At 68.2% G+C, this 16,945-nt stretch carries 19 protein-coding genes and 1 pseudogene; 12 read left to right on the top strand and 8 right to left on the bottom strand.

All coding sequences use genetic code 11. The features are described from left to right. The 3 genes from ABZ815_RS40930 to ABZ815_RS40940 form a co-directional block, all read left to right on the top strand. The coding region (locus ABZ815_RS40930; RefSeq protein WP_357706765.1) for an alpha/beta hydrolase at nt 1-667 on the top strand (667 nt) is incomplete at its 5' end. Beyond that, complete coding sequence (locus ABZ815_RS40935) at nt 664-1,206, top strand: dihydrofolate reductase family protein (RefSeq protein WP_357706766.1); 543 nt, start codon at nt 664-666, stop codon at nt 1,204-1,206. The genes ABZ815_RS40930 and ABZ815_RS40935, both read left to right, overlap by 4 nt. Before the next feature lie 413 nt (nt 1,207-1,619). After that, nucleotides 1,620-2,114, top strand: a complete 495-nt coding sequence (locus ABZ815_RS40940; RefSeq protein ID WP_357706767.1) for a hypothetical protein — start codon at nt 1,620-1,622, stop codon at nt 2,112-2,114. Nucleotides 2,115-2,788: 674 nt separating this feature from the next. On the opposite strand, the gene ABZ815_RS40945 is transcribed toward ABZ815_RS40940, so the two are convergent. The 3 genes from ABZ815_RS40945 to ABZ815_RS40955 all read right to left on the bottom strand — a co-directional run bounded on the left by ABZ815_RS40945 (nt 2,789) and on the right by ABZ815_RS40955 (nt 5,070). Further along, a complete protein-coding gene (locus tag ABZ815_RS40945; protein ID WP_357706768.1) occupies nt 2,789-2,911 on the bottom strand; it encodes a hypothetical protein in 123 nt (40 codons plus the stop codon). Between the two features lie 172 nt (nt 2,912-3,083). Next, entirely contained in the window at nt 3,084-4,511 is a 1,428-nt protein-coding gene (locus ABZ815_RS40950; protein ID WP_357706769.1) for a DEAD/DEAH box helicase, read from the bottom strand. Nucleotides 4,512-4,863: 352 nt separating this feature from the next. Next, nucleotides 4,864-5,070, bottom strand: a complete 207-nt coding sequence (locus ABZ815_RS40955; RefSeq protein ID WP_020545593.1) for a cold-shock protein — start codon at nt 5,068-5,070, stop codon at nt 4,864-4,866. A gap of 948 nt (nt 5,071-6,018) precedes the next feature. Between ABZ815_RS40955 and ABZ815_RS40960 the strand changes: the two genes are divergently transcribed. Together ABZ815_RS40960 and ABZ815_RS40965 are read left to right on the top strand one after the other, a co-directional pair. Further along, nucleotides 6,019-6,384 carry a hypothetical protein gene (locus ABZ815_RS40960; protein WP_357706770.1) on the top strand — a complete coding sequence of 122 codons (366 nt, stop codon included), beginning with the start codon at nt 6,019-6,021 and terminating at the stop codon, nt 6,382-6,384. 108 nt (nt 6,385-6,492) lie between these two features. Beyond that, nucleotides 6,493-6,933 (top strand): hypothetical protein, encoded by a 441-nt coding sequence (locus ABZ815_RS40965; protein ID WP_357706771.1) that lies wholly within the window; start codon nt 6,493-6,495, stop codon nt 6,931-6,933. 26 nt (nt 6,934-6,959) lie between these two features. Here ABZ815_RS40965 and ABZ815_RS40970 read toward each other — a convergent pair whose 3' ends face one another. Then, nucleotides 6,960-8,081, bottom strand: coding sequence for an FAD-dependent monooxygenase (locus tag ABZ815_RS40970; protein ID WP_357706772.1), 1,122 nt, complete (start codon nt 8,079-8,081; stop codon nt 6,960-6,962). A gap of 63 nt (nt 8,082-8,144) precedes the next feature. On the opposite strand from ABZ815_RS40970, the gene ABZ815_RS40975 reads away from it, so the two are divergent. Further along, nucleotides 8,145-8,597: a MarR family transcriptional regulator gene (locus ABZ815_RS40975; protein WP_357706774.1), complete on the top strand. Its 453-nt coding sequence runs from the start codon at nt 8,145-8,147 to the stop codon at nt 8,595-8,597. Nucleotides 8,598-8,639: 42 nt separating this feature from the next. Here the strand turns inward: ABZ815_RS40975 and ABZ815_RS40980 are convergent, their stop codons facing one another. Next, nucleotides 8,640-9,578: an alpha/beta fold hydrolase gene (locus ABZ815_RS40980; RefSeq protein ID WP_357706776.1), complete on the bottom strand. Its 939-nt coding sequence runs from the start codon at nt 9,576-9,578 to the stop codon at nt 8,640-8,642. Nucleotides 9,579-9,668: 90 nt separating this feature from the next. Between ABZ815_RS40980 and ABZ815_RS40985 the strand changes: the two genes are divergently transcribed. Further along, nucleotides 9,669-10,256 carry a TetR family transcriptional regulator gene (locus ABZ815_RS40985; RefSeq protein WP_357706777.1) on the top strand — a complete coding sequence of 196 codons (588 nt, stop codon included), beginning with the start codon at nt 9,669-9,671 and terminating at the stop codon, nt 10,254-10,256. 167 nt (nt 10,257-10,423) lie between these two features. Then, the gene (locus ABZ815_RS40990) at nt 10,424-11,011 is read left to right on the top strand and encodes a hypothetical protein (protein ID WP_357706779.1); all 588 of its coding nucleotides are present in this window, start codon (nt 10,424-10,426) and stop codon (nt 11,009-11,011) included. Here the strand turns inward: ABZ815_RS40990 and ABZ815_RS40995 are convergent. After that, a complete protein-coding gene (locus ABZ815_RS40995) occupies nt 10,971-11,882 on the bottom strand; it encodes a LysR substrate-binding domain-containing protein (protein WP_357706781.1) in 912 nt (303 codons plus the stop codon). The genes ABZ815_RS40990 and ABZ815_RS40995 overlap by 41 nt on opposite strands. A 250-nt stretch (nt 11,883-12,132) precedes the next feature. On the opposite strand from ABZ815_RS40995, the gene ABZ815_RS41000 reads away from it, so the two are divergent. After that, nucleotides 12,133-13,893 (top strand): adenine deaminase C-terminal domain-containing protein, encoded by a 1,761-nt coding sequence (locus tag ABZ815_RS41000; RefSeq protein WP_357706782.1) that lies wholly within the window; start codon nt 12,133-12,135, stop codon nt 13,891-13,893. A 62-nt stretch (nt 13,894-13,955) separates the two neighbouring features. Then, nucleotides 13,956-14,624: a DUF6198 family protein gene (locus ABZ815_RS41005; RefSeq protein ID WP_357706784.1), complete on the top strand. Its 669-nt coding sequence runs from the start codon at nt 13,956-13,958 to the stop codon at nt 14,622-14,624. Nucleotides 14,625-14,700: 76 nt separating this feature from the next. Here the strand turns inward: ABZ815_RS41005 and ABZ815_RS41010 are convergent, their stop codons facing one another. Together ABZ815_RS41010 and ABZ815_RS41015 are read right to left on the bottom strand one after the other, a co-directional pair. Further along, nucleotides 14,701-15,285 carry a hypothetical protein gene (locus tag ABZ815_RS41010; protein WP_357706785.1) on the bottom strand — a complete coding sequence of 195 codons (585 nt, stop codon included), beginning with the start codon at nt 15,283-15,285 and terminating at the stop codon, nt 14,701-14,703. Nucleotides 15,286-15,310: 25 nt separating this feature from the next. Beyond that, nucleotides 15,311-15,481 carry a hypothetical protein gene (locus ABZ815_RS41015; RefSeq protein WP_357706786.1) on the bottom strand — a complete coding sequence of 57 codons (171 nt, stop codon included), beginning with the start codon at nt 15,479-15,481 and terminating at the stop codon, nt 15,311-15,313. Between the two features lie 266 nt (nt 15,482-15,747). Here ABZ815_RS41015 and ABZ815_RS41020 point away from each other — a divergent pair. Both ABZ815_RS41020 and ABZ815_RS41025 read left to right on the top strand, forming a co-directional pair. After that, nucleotides 15,748-16,245: pseudogene (locus tag ABZ815_RS41020) on the top strand (sigma-70 family RNA polymerase sigma factor); the annotation flags it as partial. Then, the gene (locus ABZ815_RS41025) at nt 16,242-16,922 is read left to right on the top strand and encodes a hypothetical protein (protein WP_357706787.1); all 681 of its coding nucleotides are present in this window, start codon (nt 16,242-16,244) and stop codon (nt 16,920-16,922) included. The pseudogene ABZ815_RS41020 and the gene ABZ815_RS41025, both read left to right, overlap by 4 nt. The last annotated feature ends 23 nt before the right edge of the window (nt 16,923-16,945 follow it).

Consider the following 16,945-nt stretch of genomic DNA (forward strand, 5'->3'; position numbering starts at 1 on the left):
CGAGCTGCTGGCCAAGGACCTGACCGTCTACAACTACGACCGGCGCGGCCGTGGCGACAGCGGTGACACCGCCCCCTACGCGGTGGACCGCGAGTACGAGGACATCGAGGCGCTCATCACCGCGGCGGGCGGGTCGGCGCACCTGTACGGCACCTCCGGCGGTGGCATCATCGCCCTGGAGGCCGCCGCCCGCGGGCTCGCCGTCGACAGGCTGGCGGTGTGGGAGGTTCCCTACATCCTGCCCGGCACCCGTACGCCGGTGCCGGCCGACTACCGCGAACAGCTCGTGGCGCTGCTGGCCGAGGGCCGCCGGGGCGACATGTGCGAGCTGTTCCTCACCGCCGCGGTCGGCATCCCGGCCGAGTACGTGGCCCCGATGCGTGACTTCCCGGGCTGGCCGGCGATGGAGGCCGTGGCCCACACGCTCGTCTACGACGCCACCATCACCGGCGACTTCTCCCTGCCCGCCGATCGGCTGACCGGCGTCACGGCCCCCACCCTGGTGATCGACGGCGAGACGATCCCGTGGATCAGCAGCACGGCGCAGGCCGTGGCCGACCTGCTGCCGGACGTCCGGCGGGCCACCCTCACCGGTCAGCCGCACAACGTGGACCCCGAGGCCATCGCCCCCGCGCTCGCCGCGTTCTTCACCGAGGCCACAGCATGAGCACCATCGTCTCGCAACTGTTCGTGTCGCTGGACGGTGTCGTGGAAGCCCCCGAGCAGTGGCACTTCCCCTACTACGACGAGGAGATGGCCGCGGCCGTCTCCGGCCAGCTCGACGAAGCCGACATCCTCCTGCTCGGACGCAGGACCTACGAGGTGTTCGCCGCCTCCTGGCCCGGCAGAGGCGGCGAGGTGCCGTTCGCCGACCGGATCAACTCGATGCCCAAGCTGGTGGCCTCGACCACGCTGACATCACCGGCCTGGCAGAACACCACCGTCATCCCCGGCCCGGTCTCCGACGAACTCGCCGCCCTCAAACAGGGGCCGGACCGGCACATCACCATCAGCGGCAGCCTGACCCTGGTGCGATCGCTGCTACGCGACAACCTGCTCGACGAACTGCACCTCCTCATCCACCCGGTCGTCCTCGGCCAGGGGGAGCGGCTCTTCGCCGACGACGGTCCGACCCCGCTGCGACTGGTCCACTCGGCCACCTTCGCCACCGGCGTCCTGCACCTGATCTATCACCCCGGCACCTGACAACCGGGGGCAGCAACCCGGTGGATTGACACGGATTTCGAGGCGTCCGCTGCGCGGCCGCGGAGGCGCCGCTCAGTGGTCGCGTCTCACTGATCGCTGTCCCCGCAAGTGAATACCCATCCGGCGGCGTCGAGCCCGCTCAAGTGCTGGCGTTGCCGGTGACGGCGCAGGAGCGGATCACCTCGGCGTCCGAGGCGATCGTGCGGCGGCTCCATCTGGCGCAGCGCTCGAAGCGCTCATCCAAAGGATGGAGCGAACAACTACGAGATCGATCAATTCGGTGATATGAAGGCGACCCATGTGACAGCCGTTGAACCGGGTCTCCGCCAACGGCACATGGGAACGGCCCAGCCCGTAAAGGGAAACGGGAATCCGGGTGCTGTCGGTTCATCTATGGGACAAGTAGGTGGGCGATGAGCGAGCGAACGTTCGAAGTCCGACTGTGCGGGCGCCCGACCCGTTCGGGCAGCCCGTGCAAACAACGCGTCTACGGATCCGACGTGGCGTGCGGTATTCACATCACCGACCATGAACGGGCCCTGTCCGAGGCGTACCAGCGCGGCCGGCGGGAGGGGCACTCCGGCGGGCATGACAGCGGACGCTCGACGGCCCGGCAGGAGATCGAGCGACTTCGGCGGCGTGTCGCCGAACTGGAGCAGCATCTCGACGACGCCCAGCGCTACTACGAGATCAACGGCGACCAGGTCGTCGAGGTCGGCAAATACGCCTATCGGTGGCGTGGACAGCCACCCCTCACGGTCGGCGAACGAGTGTTGCTTCCCGAGAACTGGGTCAGCCAGATGACTGAAGGCCGAGGAACGTTCGTCGGCGAGGTGACCAGGCTCGGCGCTACTTACCGCGGCCACCTGTCAACCATCGTCAGCAGAGCAAGAACCGACCAGAGCTGACCCATATCAGCGATCGGCCGCCGACCCGGTGTTCCGTGCTCGCCACGTGCTCTTCGGTCAGCGACACGCGTAGACATTGGGCGACAGGCCTGGGTATTTTCCGGGCGGCATAACGCGGCAGAGCGACACAATCGAATACGCCAAGATTGTTCGCGACATAAAAGCTCGCGACTTTAATCCGTAGGTTCCGGGTTCGAGCCCCGGGCGCCCTACCTCAACGACCTGGGCGGACTCCTCGATCTTCATGATCAAGAAGCCCGCCCGGTTGCCCTTCGAGTTGCAGTCATCCCCAGAGTGCACGGCCCATGCGGGCTGCGGCTTCGGTCGAGAGGTGGCGGGCACGGCGACAGGCCGTGGTCGGTGTGGACGAGCTGGCAGGCAAGGGTAGTTCGTCGGTCGGTGTCGAGATCGATCCAGCGCAGGCCGGCCACCTCGGCGCGCCGCAGACCGCGCAGAGCGATCAGCCACCACAGCGCGAACAGCCGGTCATCGCGGACGAAGGTGAGGAACTCGGTCAGTTGCTCGACACACGGCCACGGCGGGGCGCTCGTCGGTGCGCCTCCACGCGACCACCCGCCGGAGAGTCCACACCACCGGGTAGACGTGGCGGGGTGACGGTAGCCGTAGCCCGCGTGCCGGGTTGTCGCGGATCAGGTCTTCCCGGACGGCTTCGTTCAGCGCTCGACCTTGAGCCGGTCGTCCATCGACCCGGCCGAGCGCCGCAGACACAACAGGTCCTGGCCCTGCTCCACCATGACCCCGACCGCCCCTGACCAGGCCGGGACATCGCCCGCCACCTCCGCGATGTCACCCTCGACACCATGGACCGGCAACTGTCTCGCTGGGCCGGCAGCCAACTCATCTGCAAGATCGGGCCGGGTATCCACACCGCCCGGCCAATCTCTTCAGCACTCCTGCCAACAGCCCAAAAGCCTTGACCACCTGGCCTTGGGCGAGCCCCATCCGCTGCTACCGGAATCGTCTGCCGTTCCGTCCCGACCGACGACTGACAACCGGTGCTGTGATGGTCACGGGGATGCCTGAGGGAGCCTGGGCGCCCGTGATACGCCTCAGCTCGGCCTCGCCCGAACGGACCTCGCTGGTCTGCGGGACGATACCGGCGTCGGCCATCAAGCGGGTCATGTCACGGCGCTGATTGGGCAGCACCAGGGTGACGACGCTGCCGGACTCGCCGGCGCGGGCGGTGCGGCCGCCGCGGTGCAGGTAGTCCTTGTGGTCGCTCGGCGGGTCGACGTTGACGACGAGGTCCAGGTTGTCGACGTGGATGCCGCGGGCCGCGACGTTGGTCGCCACCAGCGCCGTGACGTGGCCGCTCTTGAACTGGGCGAGGGTGCGGGTGCGCTGGGGCTGGGACTTGCCTCCGTGCAGCGCGGCGGCGCGCACTCCGCTGTTCAGCAACTGTTCGGTGAGCCGGTCCACAGCGTGCTTGGTGTCCAGGAACATGATCACCCGACCGTCGCGAGCAGCGATCTCCATAGTGGTGGCCTGCTTGTCGGCACCCTGGATGTGCAGCACGTGGTGCTCCATCGTGGTGACCGCGCCCGCCGAGGGGTCGACCGAATGGACCACCGGGTCGCTCAGATAGCGGCGGACCAGCAGATCGACGTTGCGGTCCAAAGTGGCGGAGAACAGCATCCGCTGGCCATCTGGGCGCACCTGGTCGAGCAGGTGGGTGATCTGCGGCATGAAGCCCATGTCGGCCATCTGGTCGGCCTCATCCAGCACGGTGATGCCGACCTGGTCCAGGCTGCAGTCGCCGCGCTCGATGAGATCCCTGAGCCGTCCCGGGGTCGCGATGACGACCTCGGCACCGTTGCGCAGCGCATGGGCCTGGCGGCTGATCGACATGCCGCCGACGACCGTGGCCAGCCGCAGCTTCAGTGCTTGGGCGTACGGCGTGAGCGCATCGGTGACCTGCTGGGCCAGTTCCCTGGTGGGGACGAGGATCAGGGCAAGCGGTCGCCGCGATTGTGCGCGCTGTCCGGAGGTGCGGACGAGCAGGGCCAGGCCGAAGGCGAGTGTCTTGCCCGACCCGGTGCGCCCCCGTCCCAGGACGTCCCGGCCGGCCAGGGAGTTCGGCAGCGTGGCCGCCTGGATGGGGAACGGTTCGTTCACGCCCAGGCCGCTGAGCACCTTGAGCAGTGCGGGCGGCATGCTCAGCTCAGCGAATGTCGCGGCTGCCGGCAGGGCCGGGGTTACGGTGACCGGCAGCGCGAACTCTCTCTGGAGCGCGGCGGGACGCCGCCCGTTGCCGGACCGGTTGGAGGCGCCTGAACGGCCCTGAGCCGGAGAGCTGAATCGGCCGCCCCTGCTTCGGGCGAAGCCGCCCGTACGGGGCGAAGAGTTGCGATCGTGCGCGCGAGTTGCGTGGTTCATGCAGAACCTTCCTCGATGCGGCACGTGTCAGGATCCTCGGCGCGATGAGCGGCACAAGAACAGCTAGCACGAGCCGAAGAAAGACGAGTCGAACCGGCGGAAACAGCCTGGGCTCGTACGTCGAAATGGTCGGCCTTCGCCGGGAAGAACGCGGCTGTGATGCGGCGCCCTGGAACTGGAGCGGGCCTATGCCCGAACCGGAGCCATCGGTGGTGCATCCGGTGTGCGGCGGAAGAACAGACATGCTGTGCTTCTCGGGTTGTGAGGTCATCACGGCACGATGGATGCCACAAAAGCAACGCGCCGGGGACCGCACCCTGCGGCGCGGGCCCCGGCTACGTGGTGCGCGGTGTCAGGCGGGAACGATGTTCTCGGCCTGCGGGCCCTTCTGGCCCTGCGTGACGTCGAAGGCCACCTTCTGGCCCTCGCGCAGCTCACGGTAGCCACCGTTGGCGACGATGTTGGAGTAGTGCGCAAAGACGTCGGCGCCGCCGCCGTCCTGCTCGATGAAGCCGAAGCCCTTTTCCGCGTTGAACCACTTCACGGTGCCAGAAGCCATGTTGATCTCCTTCGATGGGTGCAAAGCCGAAATCCGCAACGAACGGATTCCGCGTCGCCGCGATAGGACCACACACCCGGAAATGACCGGAGAACAAAAAATGCACCTGAGGCTACATACCGTCAGGTGCACACAAGTCTTTATGGGTACCACAACTGCAACTGATCCCAATCTAGCACATGTGCCGTCGTGCTGCGCATGCCCCCCGCCAACGCCGACATCATCCGCGCGCCATCGCCGCCTTGACCTGCAAGTTCCAGGTTCAACTGCGCTGTTGCCCGCACCGCGCCACCCGACGCGGGCCTCATGGCCGAGTGACCGGCGACTTCCGGACCCGGCAATCAGCGATCCGAGCCGTCGAGATTCACCTGGCCCCTGCCCGACCGGCCGGTCATGACGCCAGCGGATGGATCATGCATCCCGGCCGGCCAATGGAATGAGAGTGCGCATGGCCAAGGGATGACACCCGTCCCATGGCTGCTCGTTGGATGCTCGTCGGCACCCGATACGACAGAGCACCGGACGGCACGCCGGTGCGCCCGGCTCGTGGCACGGGCGCTGTCGAAACTGGAGCGTGCCGCGCCCGGGTGCTCTCCTGCCGGGCGAACACCTCTCCCTTCGTCGGCCGACGCATCTAATGTGGCCGGCGTGACGACGATGCGATCCTTTCTCCTGGCCGCCCTTTTATGCGGGACGCTATTGGTGCCCGCCCCCGCGATGGCCCACGACTTGTCCGCGGCCCCGTCCAGGGCCGCGCTTCTCGCCCCCGAGGACCTCGGAGACGAGTTCGCCCGTCGCGGATTCCGCACCCGAGGACTTCTGCACCCCGAATTCAGCCACACGAAGCCCTGCGCCACAGCCGTCAAAAAACTCGTCCCGGTCTATCGGACCAAGGTCTCGACAGCGCTGAAGCACACGGACAGGTGGGAGGGGATCAGCGAGTACATCGTGAGCGGCACCTCCCGTGAGCTGTCCGCCCTGGAACGCGCGGCCAAGGCCGTGATCCGCCATTGCGGCAGGATCACGATCAGGACCGGCGCCTCCAGGGAGATCATCCGCAGGCTGTCGATCGGCCGGCTCGGGGACGGCGCCTACGGGATCAGGTTCCGCAGCGGGCTCGTGAACAGCAAGCTGGAGTCGGATTCCCACATGTCAGGCATGATGATCGCGATCGACATCGTGATCGTCCGGGTCGGGAACGTCCTGATCGCGTTGGAGCACGACGGCAACGTCGGCGAGTTCGACCCCGCACTGACCAGGACCGCGGCCGAGCTGGCCGTGGCACGGGTCCAGGAGGCCGCGCAGGACGGTTAGCCGATCCGGGAGTGGGTCCAGGCCCACCCATCCGTACGGCCAGCCGCATACCGGGCCGAATCCCCTCTTCCTAGCATCGTTGACACAACGACACGGAGGAGAACGACCATGGCGAACACCGGCCTCAGCACGACCGCTACGGCGCCCCTCGGCGAGGCCCGCACCCAGGACGCCTTCGCCACGATGAACAAGTGCGTCACGCTCTTCGGCGTCGTCGGTGTCATCGTCCTGGGGGTGGTCGCCGTGACGACGTTCGCCGGGCAGGAGGCGTCGGCGTTCATGTGGATCAGGGGAGTGATCATGGTCGCGGTCGCCCCGCTGATCCACCGCATGACCGTCCGCGCCTCGCAGGGGTCGTACAAGGATTTCGACCGCGTACGCACCCTGTCGGCCACCCTGCCCATCGCGATCGTCGCCGTCGACCTGATCCCCGGCCTGTGCCCGGCCTGGTACGCCGTGCTCCAGGGCCTGTCCGCGCCGGCTCTGGGCGGGGTCGCCCTCATCACCCGCGGTTCGTCGCTGCGTGCCGCCTTCCCCGCCAGGAGGTGAACGCGGGCAGCGGCGCATCCCCGCTCTCAGCCTGCGAGGGCCGTGAGACGGTTGCTGAAGCGGGCGAGCATCCCGCTCTGGGACGTCTCGGGCACCATCCGGCCGATGAACGGCGGGATGCGCCAGTTGGCCGGGCTGCGCCTGGCCATCCTGGACACCAGGTTGACGTGCGGGTAGCGGGCCCGCTCGTAGGCGCGTAGCCGTTCCGCCGGGTCGCCGCCCTTGGCGAGCTCGCGCCCGAGCACCCACACGTCCTCAAGGGTCTGGTTGGCGCCCTGTCCGAGGGTGGGCGGCATGAGATGGGCGGCGTCGCCGAGCAGGGTGACGCGGCCCTTGCCCCACTCCCGGCGCACCTTCTGCCAGTGATGCCCGAAGAAGTCGAGGTCGTCCTCGGACGCCTGGGCGAGCAGCTCGGGGACGGGCGACGCCCAGTGGCCGAAGCGGCGCCTGAGCTCGGCCAGGGGTGCGGCGGGGCGCGGCTCGCCCGGGGACCAGCGCACGTCGAACCACCACTGGAGTTTGCCGTCCCCGGCGGGGATCATGCCGCACGCGCCCTCTCGCCCGGTGATCATGAGGTGGAGGTGGGTGCGGGTGAGGTCGATGTCGATCGGGCTCAGGGCCTGCCAGGTGCCGAAGGTGGCCGTCCGGATGGGGACGTCGCCCCACAGCTCGCGCCGGACGACCGAGTGGTGGCCGTCGGCCCCGATGAGCAGGTCCGCCGTGATCGTCGAGCCGTCGTCGAAGGACGCAGTGACGTGGTCGCCGTCCTGGCTCACCGTCCGGAGGGCCGTGCCGTAGCCGATCAGGTCGCCGGGCAGCCCGTCGGACAGCCGTTCCAGCAGAAGGCGGCGGGAGATCGACTTGTTCGGGAAACCGTAGAGCGCGGCCGCATGGGCCATGTCGGAGCTGAGCCGCAGTCGTCCGTCGGACGTCAGCGCGTCGATCCGGTCGAACCGGCCACCCACCCCGTCGAGGCTGACACCGAGATCGTGCAGCACCGCCGCGCCGTTGCTGAAGATGCTCAGGCCGGCACCGCCCGTCCGCAGGGCCGGCGCCTGCTCGAAGATGCGCACCTGGTGGCCGGCGGACAGCAGGCTCCGCGCCACGGCCAGGCCACCCACTCCGGCCCCGATCACAAGAACGTCCATTTTATCTCCAAACCGAAGTTACTTCGATTCAAAGATACATCGCGGTGAAGTACATTGGGCCGAGTGACCGACAAGCAGCCAGAAGAGGACGTCTTCCGCGAGTTCCTGATCGCGGTCATGCTGCACATCGAGGCGATCGCGGACCGGCTGGGCGTGCACCACGTGGACGTGGCGGCCCTCATCCTGCTGGAGATGCGCGGCCCGCTTCCCGTGGGAGTCATCTCCGAGGAGCTGGGGTTGCCGTCCGCCTCCGCGACCCGGCTCATCGACCGTCTGGAGAAGGCCGGCTACGTACGGCGGGTGCGCGGCGAGCGCGACCGGCGCATGGTCACCGTGGAACTGCTGGAGGGTGGCATGGCCGAGTACCACGCCACCCGCATCACCTCCGAGCGACATTTGGGCGAGATCCGCGCCGACTACCCGCCGGAGCAGGTGCCGTTGATGCTGGGCATCCTCACCGGCGTCGCCCGCGCCTACCGCTCGGCGACCAGGGAGCTGCGCGAGCAGTCCGGCTGAGGGGCCCCTTCACCTCCATTCGCTCTCACCGGCGCGGGTGCGTCACGGCGTCTCGCGGGTGCGGTCGACCTCGTCGACGAAGGTCAGGACCCGGGCGTTGACGCGCTCGGGGAACTCGCCGTTGATGGCGTGGGAGGCGTCCGGCCACAGTTCGACGACGCCTTTGGCGAGCAGCCGGCGGGCGCGCCGGGCGGCCTTGCGCGGGTCGTGGATGATGCTGCGCCCGGCGATCAGGGCGAGCACCGGCACGTCGAGTCCGGCCACCGTGTCGTCCGCGGGGTACGTCGGCGGCGGCAGGAAGGCGGTGAAGTCCCGCATCCCGGCCGAGATCAGGTTGGCGACGGGCTCGTCGTCGGAGGCGTCGGCGCCGCCGGAGATCCAGCTCAACAGCTTCCTGCGCCACGACTCGGGGAAGAACGGCACCACCGAGCCCAGCGAGATGACGATGACCTTCCAGGTGATCCGGCCGAAGAGCACGGCGGGATCGAGCAGGCTCACCGAGGCGATCTTCTCGGGGACGTTCAGGGCGAGATGGAAGGCGCTCCACCCGCCGATGGACACCCCGAAGAGGTGCACCCGGTCGAGGCCGAGCCCGTCCAGCAGCTCCGTCAGCCAGCTCGCCTGGTCGGCCGCGGTCGTGAACGCCCGCGTCTGCACCGAGAGGCCGGGCTCGCCGAGCAGGTCGATCGCGTAGACCGGGCGGTGGGCGACGAGCCCGGCCAGGTTCGCCTCCCACATCGGGGTGGACGCGGTGCGTCCCGGCAGCAGGAGAAGCGGCACGCCGTCGCCCGCGCCGAAGCGATGGACCCGGACGGTCCCGAACTGGGTCGCCACGTCCTGGACCAGATCCGGCTCGGGCAGTCGGGCCATGGCCTGGTCGTAGGCGGTCCGGTAGCGCGCGAAGGCGGACGCGTCACGGAAGTGGCCGAGCCGCCGCCCGCGGAACGCGGCTCCGATGTTGGGTTCCACAAGATCGTTCACGTACGGGACCTCCGCTCGCACCCTTCGCGATACGATCGTATCGCATCAAATGTCACGATACACTCGTATCGCGAAGAGGGGGGCGGGCCCGTGCCGAAGCAGGTGGACCACGCGGCGCGGCGGGCGGAGATCGCCCACGCCGCACTCAGGTTGTGCGCCCACGACGGCCTGGCCGGGGTGAGCATCGGGCGGGTCGCCCAGGAGGCCGGCGTCTCCAAGGGGCTCGTGCAGCACTATTTCCCGGCGAAGGCCGACCTGCTGCGGGCCGGCGCACACCTGCTCAGGCAGGAGATCGAGCGCCATGTCCGCGCGGCGCTGCCGGACGCCGGCAGCCCGGCCGACACGCTGCGGCGCACGCTGCTCGCCGTCGTCGAGCTGGGCGCTCGCGCGCCCGTGCTCCTGCTCGCCGGACACGCGTTCCTGGCCACGGCCGTCGCCGACCCCGACGTACGCGAGCTGTACCGCGCGGGCGGCGACACGGTCCACCGCGAGATCGCCGCGCTCGTGACCGCCACCGCGTCGGAACCGGGCCTCGACGCGGGGGCCGAGGCTCACGTGCTGCTCGGGCTCGCGCGCGGCCTGGCCGACGGGGTGCTGGTCGGCGAACTGGACGTCACGGAGGCGGTCGCGGTCCTCGACCACCAGCTCGGCCGGATCGGCGTACGGACGAACTCCTGACGACGGCTTCCGCAAGACGCCCTTTCCTATGAAAACGCCAAATACCCCGCGGAAAGACTGACAGGGACCTGCGACAATTCGACGGGAACAACCGATCCGTGCGCACCTCGTGGCCCGTACGCAGAATTCGGATGCCGGTTCGGTGTGCCCGATGCCAGATTTTTTGAATGGCCGGAGCAGAGCTGAGTGAGCCCGAATATCTTCGCCACATCGAGCACCTGGCCCGCGAGCTGGTGAACGCGGCACTGGACGAAGGCCGGCTCGTCCATGGCGGCCGGGTGACGCATCTGACACCGCTTCAGCGGGTGGTCGGCGAATTGGCCCATCAGATCCGTCACTACCATTTCGACGGAGACGGTTGCCTTGATCCGGAGCTGCCGCCGATGAAGCTGGCCGGTGTCGTCGTGCTCAGGCCGGATGCCGTCCCCGTGGGCATGGAGGGCGAATACGGCGAGGTCTGTGCCCGGCTGGGGGTCGGGCCACGGCCTGAAGGGTGGGCCGTCTGGAATGCCTGGGCCGAGGACGGACAGCCCGTCTCCATCATTTTGGTTGACCTGCGCGGGACCGAAGGGCTGCTGATGAACTGGGCGCGAGGGATCGAGGTCCATCCGGTCCGACCGATTCCCGCCCAGGTGGTGCTGACCCGCCAAGGGTGGGTCAAGCCGATGACCTTGTCCCCGTTCAGCGCGCGGAAACTCGGGGTGAGCCGGGGCGTCAGAGGGGTGGGTGGGCCACGGATTCCAGGGTCTGGATGATTTCGTCGGCGAACAGGAGGCCGGCCAGGCCGTGACCGTGTTTTTCGCGGCGGACGAGCGAGAGGATGTTGTCGCTGAAGGCGCGGTCGCGGACCGGGCGGAAGGCGAGCGTGCCGTTGTGGTGTTCCTCGGCCATGTCGAACCTGCTGAGAAAGGCGATGGCCTCCCCCGCGGCGGCCAGGCGCTTCATCGTCTCGATCGAATTGGTGTGGAAGGCGGGTTCGACTTTCAGGCCGGCCTCGGCGAAGGTGTCGGCGATGATGCCGTGGATCACCATCGAGCGGTCCGCGAAGATGAGCGGGTAGGTCGCACACTGGGCCAGCGGGATGGACTCCAGGCGGGCCAGCGGGTGATGCGGGGCGATGACCGCGCCGAGCCGGGTGTCCATCTGCCAGCAGAGTTCGAGCTGCGCCGAGGACGGGACGTTGAACCCCAGGCCCAGGTCGGCCTCGCTGTTCGCCACCGCGCGCAGGATCTCGTGGGTGGACAGCGCGCGGATGGAGATCCGCACCTCGGGGTGGCGGGCGTGGAAGTTCACCGTGGCGGTGGAGACGATGCTGCTGGCCAGGCCGGTCATCGTGGCGATCACCACCTCGCCGCTCGGCAGTGACTGCAGGTCGCGGATCTCCGTCACGGCCTCGCGGTACTCCTGCAGGGTCTTCCGTACGTGGGCGAGGAGGAGCTCGCCCGCCGGAGTGGGCCGCATGCCGCGCGGCAGGCGTTCGAAGAGAGGCTCGCCGAGCTCTTCCTCAAGCAGCAGGATCTGCCGGTTGATGGCCGACGGCGCGACGTGGAGCCTTGCCCCGGCGGCCCGGATGGAGCCGTACCGCGCGACCTCGTCGATGTAGTGCAGCAGGCGTGAGTGGAGCATCGGGCCTCCCAGGCCGGCCGGACCGTGCGCAGAAAACTGGACTGTGCGCAAAAAGAGTACAGTCCGTGCGAAAACGGCTGCTTGTCAGCAACGGTGCGGTGCCATTTCATAGCCACAGCGCGTACGAGCGACACGGCCCCGGCGGCCTCTGATCAACTCCGCGACCTGGCCGCCGGCATCCCGGAGCCGCGTCCTTGGAGCTCGTTCCGCCGGCGGAATCGCAACAGCCGAGTATTGAAGCGAGGAAATCATGCTCCAGCAGGAGAAGACGAGCCAGACCGGTAGGGCGGACCGGGTCTCGGTCCACTACGACCACGTGCGGGCGGTCTTCGACATCCTGAACGGGGAGAGGGAGGCAGACCTGCTGCTGCGCAACCTCAGCGTTCTGGACGTCCACAGCGAGACCGTCTACCAGGGTTCGATCCTCGTCTACAACGAGCGGATCATCGCGCTGAACCCCGACGAGTCGATCGTGCGGGTACGCGAGGTGTTCGACGGCGAGGGCCTTTACGCGATCCCCGGGCTCATCGACGCGCACCTGCATTTCGACGCCCAGTTGGCCCACCCGGCGGCGTTCGGGGAGGCGATCGTGCCGAGCGGCACGACCACCATTTTCGCCGAGACCCTGGACTTCGCCAGCGCGGCGGGCGACGAGGCCGTGGCGGCCGCCGAGGCGTTGTTCAAGGACTACGAGAAGCTGCCCTACCGGATCTACGCCTTCGCGCCGGGCAAGAAGACGTCGGTCGAGGTCACCGACGCCATGCTGAAGATGGACCCGGTGATCGGGCTGGGCGAGCTGGCCCACCTCTCCTACATGACGGGCAACGAGGACGACTTCCGCAAGTCCGCCCTGGGCCGCGCCAAGGGCGGCTTCGTGAACAGCCACTGGGGTGTGACGGCGCTGTCGGACATGTTGCTGAACTACATGCCCGCGATCGGCGCGCACAACAACCACGATGTCTGGAACGAGGACGACATCGAGAAGAGCATCCGGTACGGCTTCCAGACCCAGATCAAGTTCGGCGTCGGCAGCCCCGAGGTGATCAAGACCATGCTGCGCGCCATCGTCAAGCGCCGCTGGCCGGCCGAGAACTTCCAGATGTGCGCCGACAACATCTCCGTCGACCGCGTGCTGACCAGGGGGCACATCGACTGGGTGATCTCCCTGGCCGTCGAGATGGGCCTCAACCCGATCCAGGCGATCAAGATGGGCACGCTGTACTCCGCGCGCTCCTTCGGCATGGACCACGACTTCGGCTCGCTCGCCCCGGGCCGCTTCGCCGACATCGTGCTCACCGACAGCCTGTCGAAGATCAACCCTCGGTACGTGTTCAAGGGTGGCGAGCTGGTCGCCAAGGACCGCAAGCTCCTCAAGCCGGTCGACCTCGACTATTCGGTCATGGTCCAGGAGCCCAGGCCGGGCCTGGCCGATCTGGCTCCCGCGCAGCTCGACCTCACGCCGATCGAGATCTCCGAGGACGGCGGCCGGGCCAAGGTCCTGCTCTTCGACGTCTACGGGCGCGGTCATCTCAAGTTCGCGCAGGAGGTCTGGGTCCCGTTCGTGGACGGCGCCGTCGTGCCCGAGGTGGACGGGGTCACGCTGAACCGGATCTCCGTCGTGCAGCGTTACGCGGACGGCACCCGCCATGTCGTCAACGGCCTGTTCAAGGGCGTCTCGATCGACCGGGGGGCGGTCTCGACGTTCTGGCCGGCGCCCTTCGCCTACTTCGTGGTGGTCGGCACCGACAGCGCCGAGATGTGCGACAACCTCAAGCAGCTCGACGCCTACGTCGGCGGCTGCGTCGTGACCGAGGACGGGCAGGTGAAGGCCGCGCTGCCCCTCGACATCTACGGCGTCATGGCGAACATGAACCTGCCCGAGCTGGTCGACGCGACCCGGTCGATCGACGCCGCGCTGGAGAAGCTGGGCAACCACAACGAGGGCGAGCCGGTCGTCAACAAGCTGCTGACCCTCTTCATCTCGCTCGACCGCTTCGGGTTCATGGTCTGAGGCGTACACCGCGTCATCCGGCAGGCTCCGGCCGGAACAGCAATACAGCCAAGGAGGCAACTGTGCTACAGCATGAAAAAGAGGCCGGAGTCGTCGACACCGGAAGCCTGGTGCGGCGTTGGATCACCTACGGCGCCGGCATCTACCTGCTGACCCTGGGGGTCAGCCTGGCCATCAGGGCGGGGATCGGCATCTCGCCTCAGAGCAGTCTCACCCGGACGATGACGCTGGTCTTCCCCTCGGTCAGCCAGGGGACGTTCAACTTCGCCCTTGAGCTGCTGATGTTGCTGCTGACCTATCTCGTCCTGCCGAAGGATTTCAAGCTCAGGAACTTCCTGGCGTTGATCCCGGCCCTCGTCCTGGCCACGTTCCTCGACCTGAACCTGATGCTGACGAGCTGGATCGTGCTGGACGTGTACGCCGCCAAGTTCGTCCTCCTGGTGGTCGCGGACGCGACGTTGGCGTTCGGGCTGTTCCTGATGATCCGGGCGAACCTGGTGCTCATGCCGGTCGACATGTTCGTCAACACGGTCTTCAAGCGGACGGGCTACAAGTGGGGCAACATCAAGACGGCCTTCGACTGCACGTTGCTGGTCGTCTCCGCCGGAATCGGGCTGATCTTCCTGGGCGGGCCGCAGTTCATCCGCGAGGGCACCATCATCAACGGCATCCTCGTCGGGCAGTACATCAAGCTCTACTTCTACCTGTTCAAGAAGTTCTCGCGGACGTGAGCTGACGTCAGTCGCGAGAGGGGCCTCCGGGACCGGGCACAAGCCCAGGCCCCGGGGCCCCCGTCGTTTCAGGAGGTCAGGCGCCCGGGACGAGAAGGTTCTGCACCGGCTGCCGGCGGGCGGCCGGGACGTCGCAGGCGTCCATCGCGCGCCGCAACAGGTCGGGGTCGAAGCCGTGGACGCCCAGGTGGTCGATGATCGGGCCGTACCGGTCGGCGCGGTCGCGCAGGAGCTCGGTGGCCAGCCGGATCTCCAGCCGGACCGCCGGCACCTGGTGGGAGCCGCACGCGACCAGGACGTGATGCCGCCACGGCCCCTCCCCGACGCATTCCAGGACGTCCGAACCGGCCGGCCTCTCGACGGTGCTGAGCTCGACCTCGACCCCGTTCACCGCGAACCTGGCGAAGTACTGCGCCGACTCCGGCATCCAGGCGGCGGCGTGCAGGCGGGGGAACGCCGAGAGGGCCGCGGCGAACGTGTCCAGTTCCGCCCGGCCGGGCATCAGCAGGTCGATGTCCCCGGCCGGCAGGGGGACGCCTTGCAGGAGCGCCGCGCTCGTACCGCACAGGCGGTAGGGGACGGCGGCGCCCGCGGCGTCGAGTGTCATGGCCAACGCCGTGGTGACGTCCGCCCGGCTCAGTGATCTCGTTCGGTGGCCCATGCCGGGGCACCGTAGCAACGCGCGGCTAGCTCTTGTCACGCTCGTGCAGGAACTCGGCGATGGAGATCCAGGAGTCGGCGAGGCGCTCAAGGCGTTCCATCAGCGCCAGGTCGGTGATCGTCTCCGCGTTGTAGAGCAGGCGCGCGGCGTTCGCGATGGCGATGTCCACCGTGGTGGTGACGTCTGGCTGGTTCACCGTGCGTTCCGTCCGTCTTCGCTGCTGGGGGATGGCCGACGGTTTGCCGTGGCATCAGGAGCATAAGCCACGGTCGTGCCGGGTGTCGTCCGGGTTTCGGTGTCCGGACGCGGGCGGCGCGAGGCGTCTGTTCTGTCAGCTCTCATAACGTTTTCTCGGCTACTGACCAAGAAGGGGGGTAATCGACGAAGGGAGCACGGCCGGTGCGTCGCAAACAGCCGGATATCGCCACAGATCCGGACGCTTTCTAGGCTTTCTACCGGCGTCACGTCGATGCGATCACCTCGTTCCTCGCACGCCGGATCGACGATCCGCACACGGTCGCCGACCTGGTGGCGGAGGTGTTCGTGGCGGTGCTCGACTCCGCGCACACCTATCGGCCCGGACGCGGCAGTGAGATCGCCTGGCTGTACGGCGTGGCGCGCAACAGGCTCCCGGCCGAGCGGCGCCGGGCGTTCAAGGAGACGAGACTGCCCGATCGGGTGGGCGGGCGACGGCAGCTCGCCCCCGACGACATGACCGAGCTGGTGGAACGCATAGACGCCGAGAACCTGGCCAGAGGCGCCTTCCAGGCCATGGCCGGACTGCCCGACGGTGACCGCGCGATGCTCGAACTGGTCGTCATCGACCAGCTCACGATCGGCGAGGCGGCCACCGCTCTGGGGATCCGGCAGGGAGCCGCCCGCGCCAGGTTGCACCGCGCCCGCCACGCGCTCAGGGACGTACCGGAGATGGCCCCCTTCGTCATGGAAGGAATCCGATGAACTTCAGGGAGCACGTACTGATGGAGCTCAAAGCCGAGATCGAGGCCCGCAACGGGGCCCGGAGCCGGCGCACCAGGCGGCGCCTGCTCACCGGCACGGCGGTGGCCGCCGTCCTGGCCGCCGCGGCCGTCGCGACGCCTTTCCTCAACGGCTCGGACGCCCCCGCCTACGCGGTCAGCAAGAACACCGACGGCACGATCACATTGAAGATCAACGAGTTCCGGGACCCCGTCCAGGTGGAGAAGGACCTGGCGGCGTTCGGCCTGCCCGCCGACGTCTCCTACCTCAAGCCCGGCACCCGCTGCGCCCCCGACCGCGCGCCCGCCGACGCCGGCCCCTCCTTCACCAAGGAAGAGCTGCAGAGCAAGGACCCCGCGGTCCACGAGAGGATCAGGAAGGCGATCGAGAACAGCCCCAACGCCAAGACGTTCCGGTTGGGCAACGGTCAGGTGCAGATCGACCCGAAGCGCATCAAGACGGGGCAGACCGCCGTCATGGAGTTCACCGAGGACGACGACCAGACCTCGGGGTCCGAGAAGCCCAGGGCGCTGTGGCAGTTCGGCGGCTTCGTGGTCGACGGGCCGGCCAAGCCCTGCAAGGTGATCGACGACCCGTCCTGGGACCAGATGCCCGACCCGAAGGAGCACCCGGAGGCGTACCCGCCGTCCGGCAAGTGACCCTCCGAGATCCCCCGCGACGG

It is taken from the genome of Nonomuraea sp. NPDC047529, from assembly GCF_040642995.1.
GTDB lineage: Bacteria > Actinomycetota > Actinomycetes > Streptosporangiales > Streptosporangiaceae > Nonomuraea.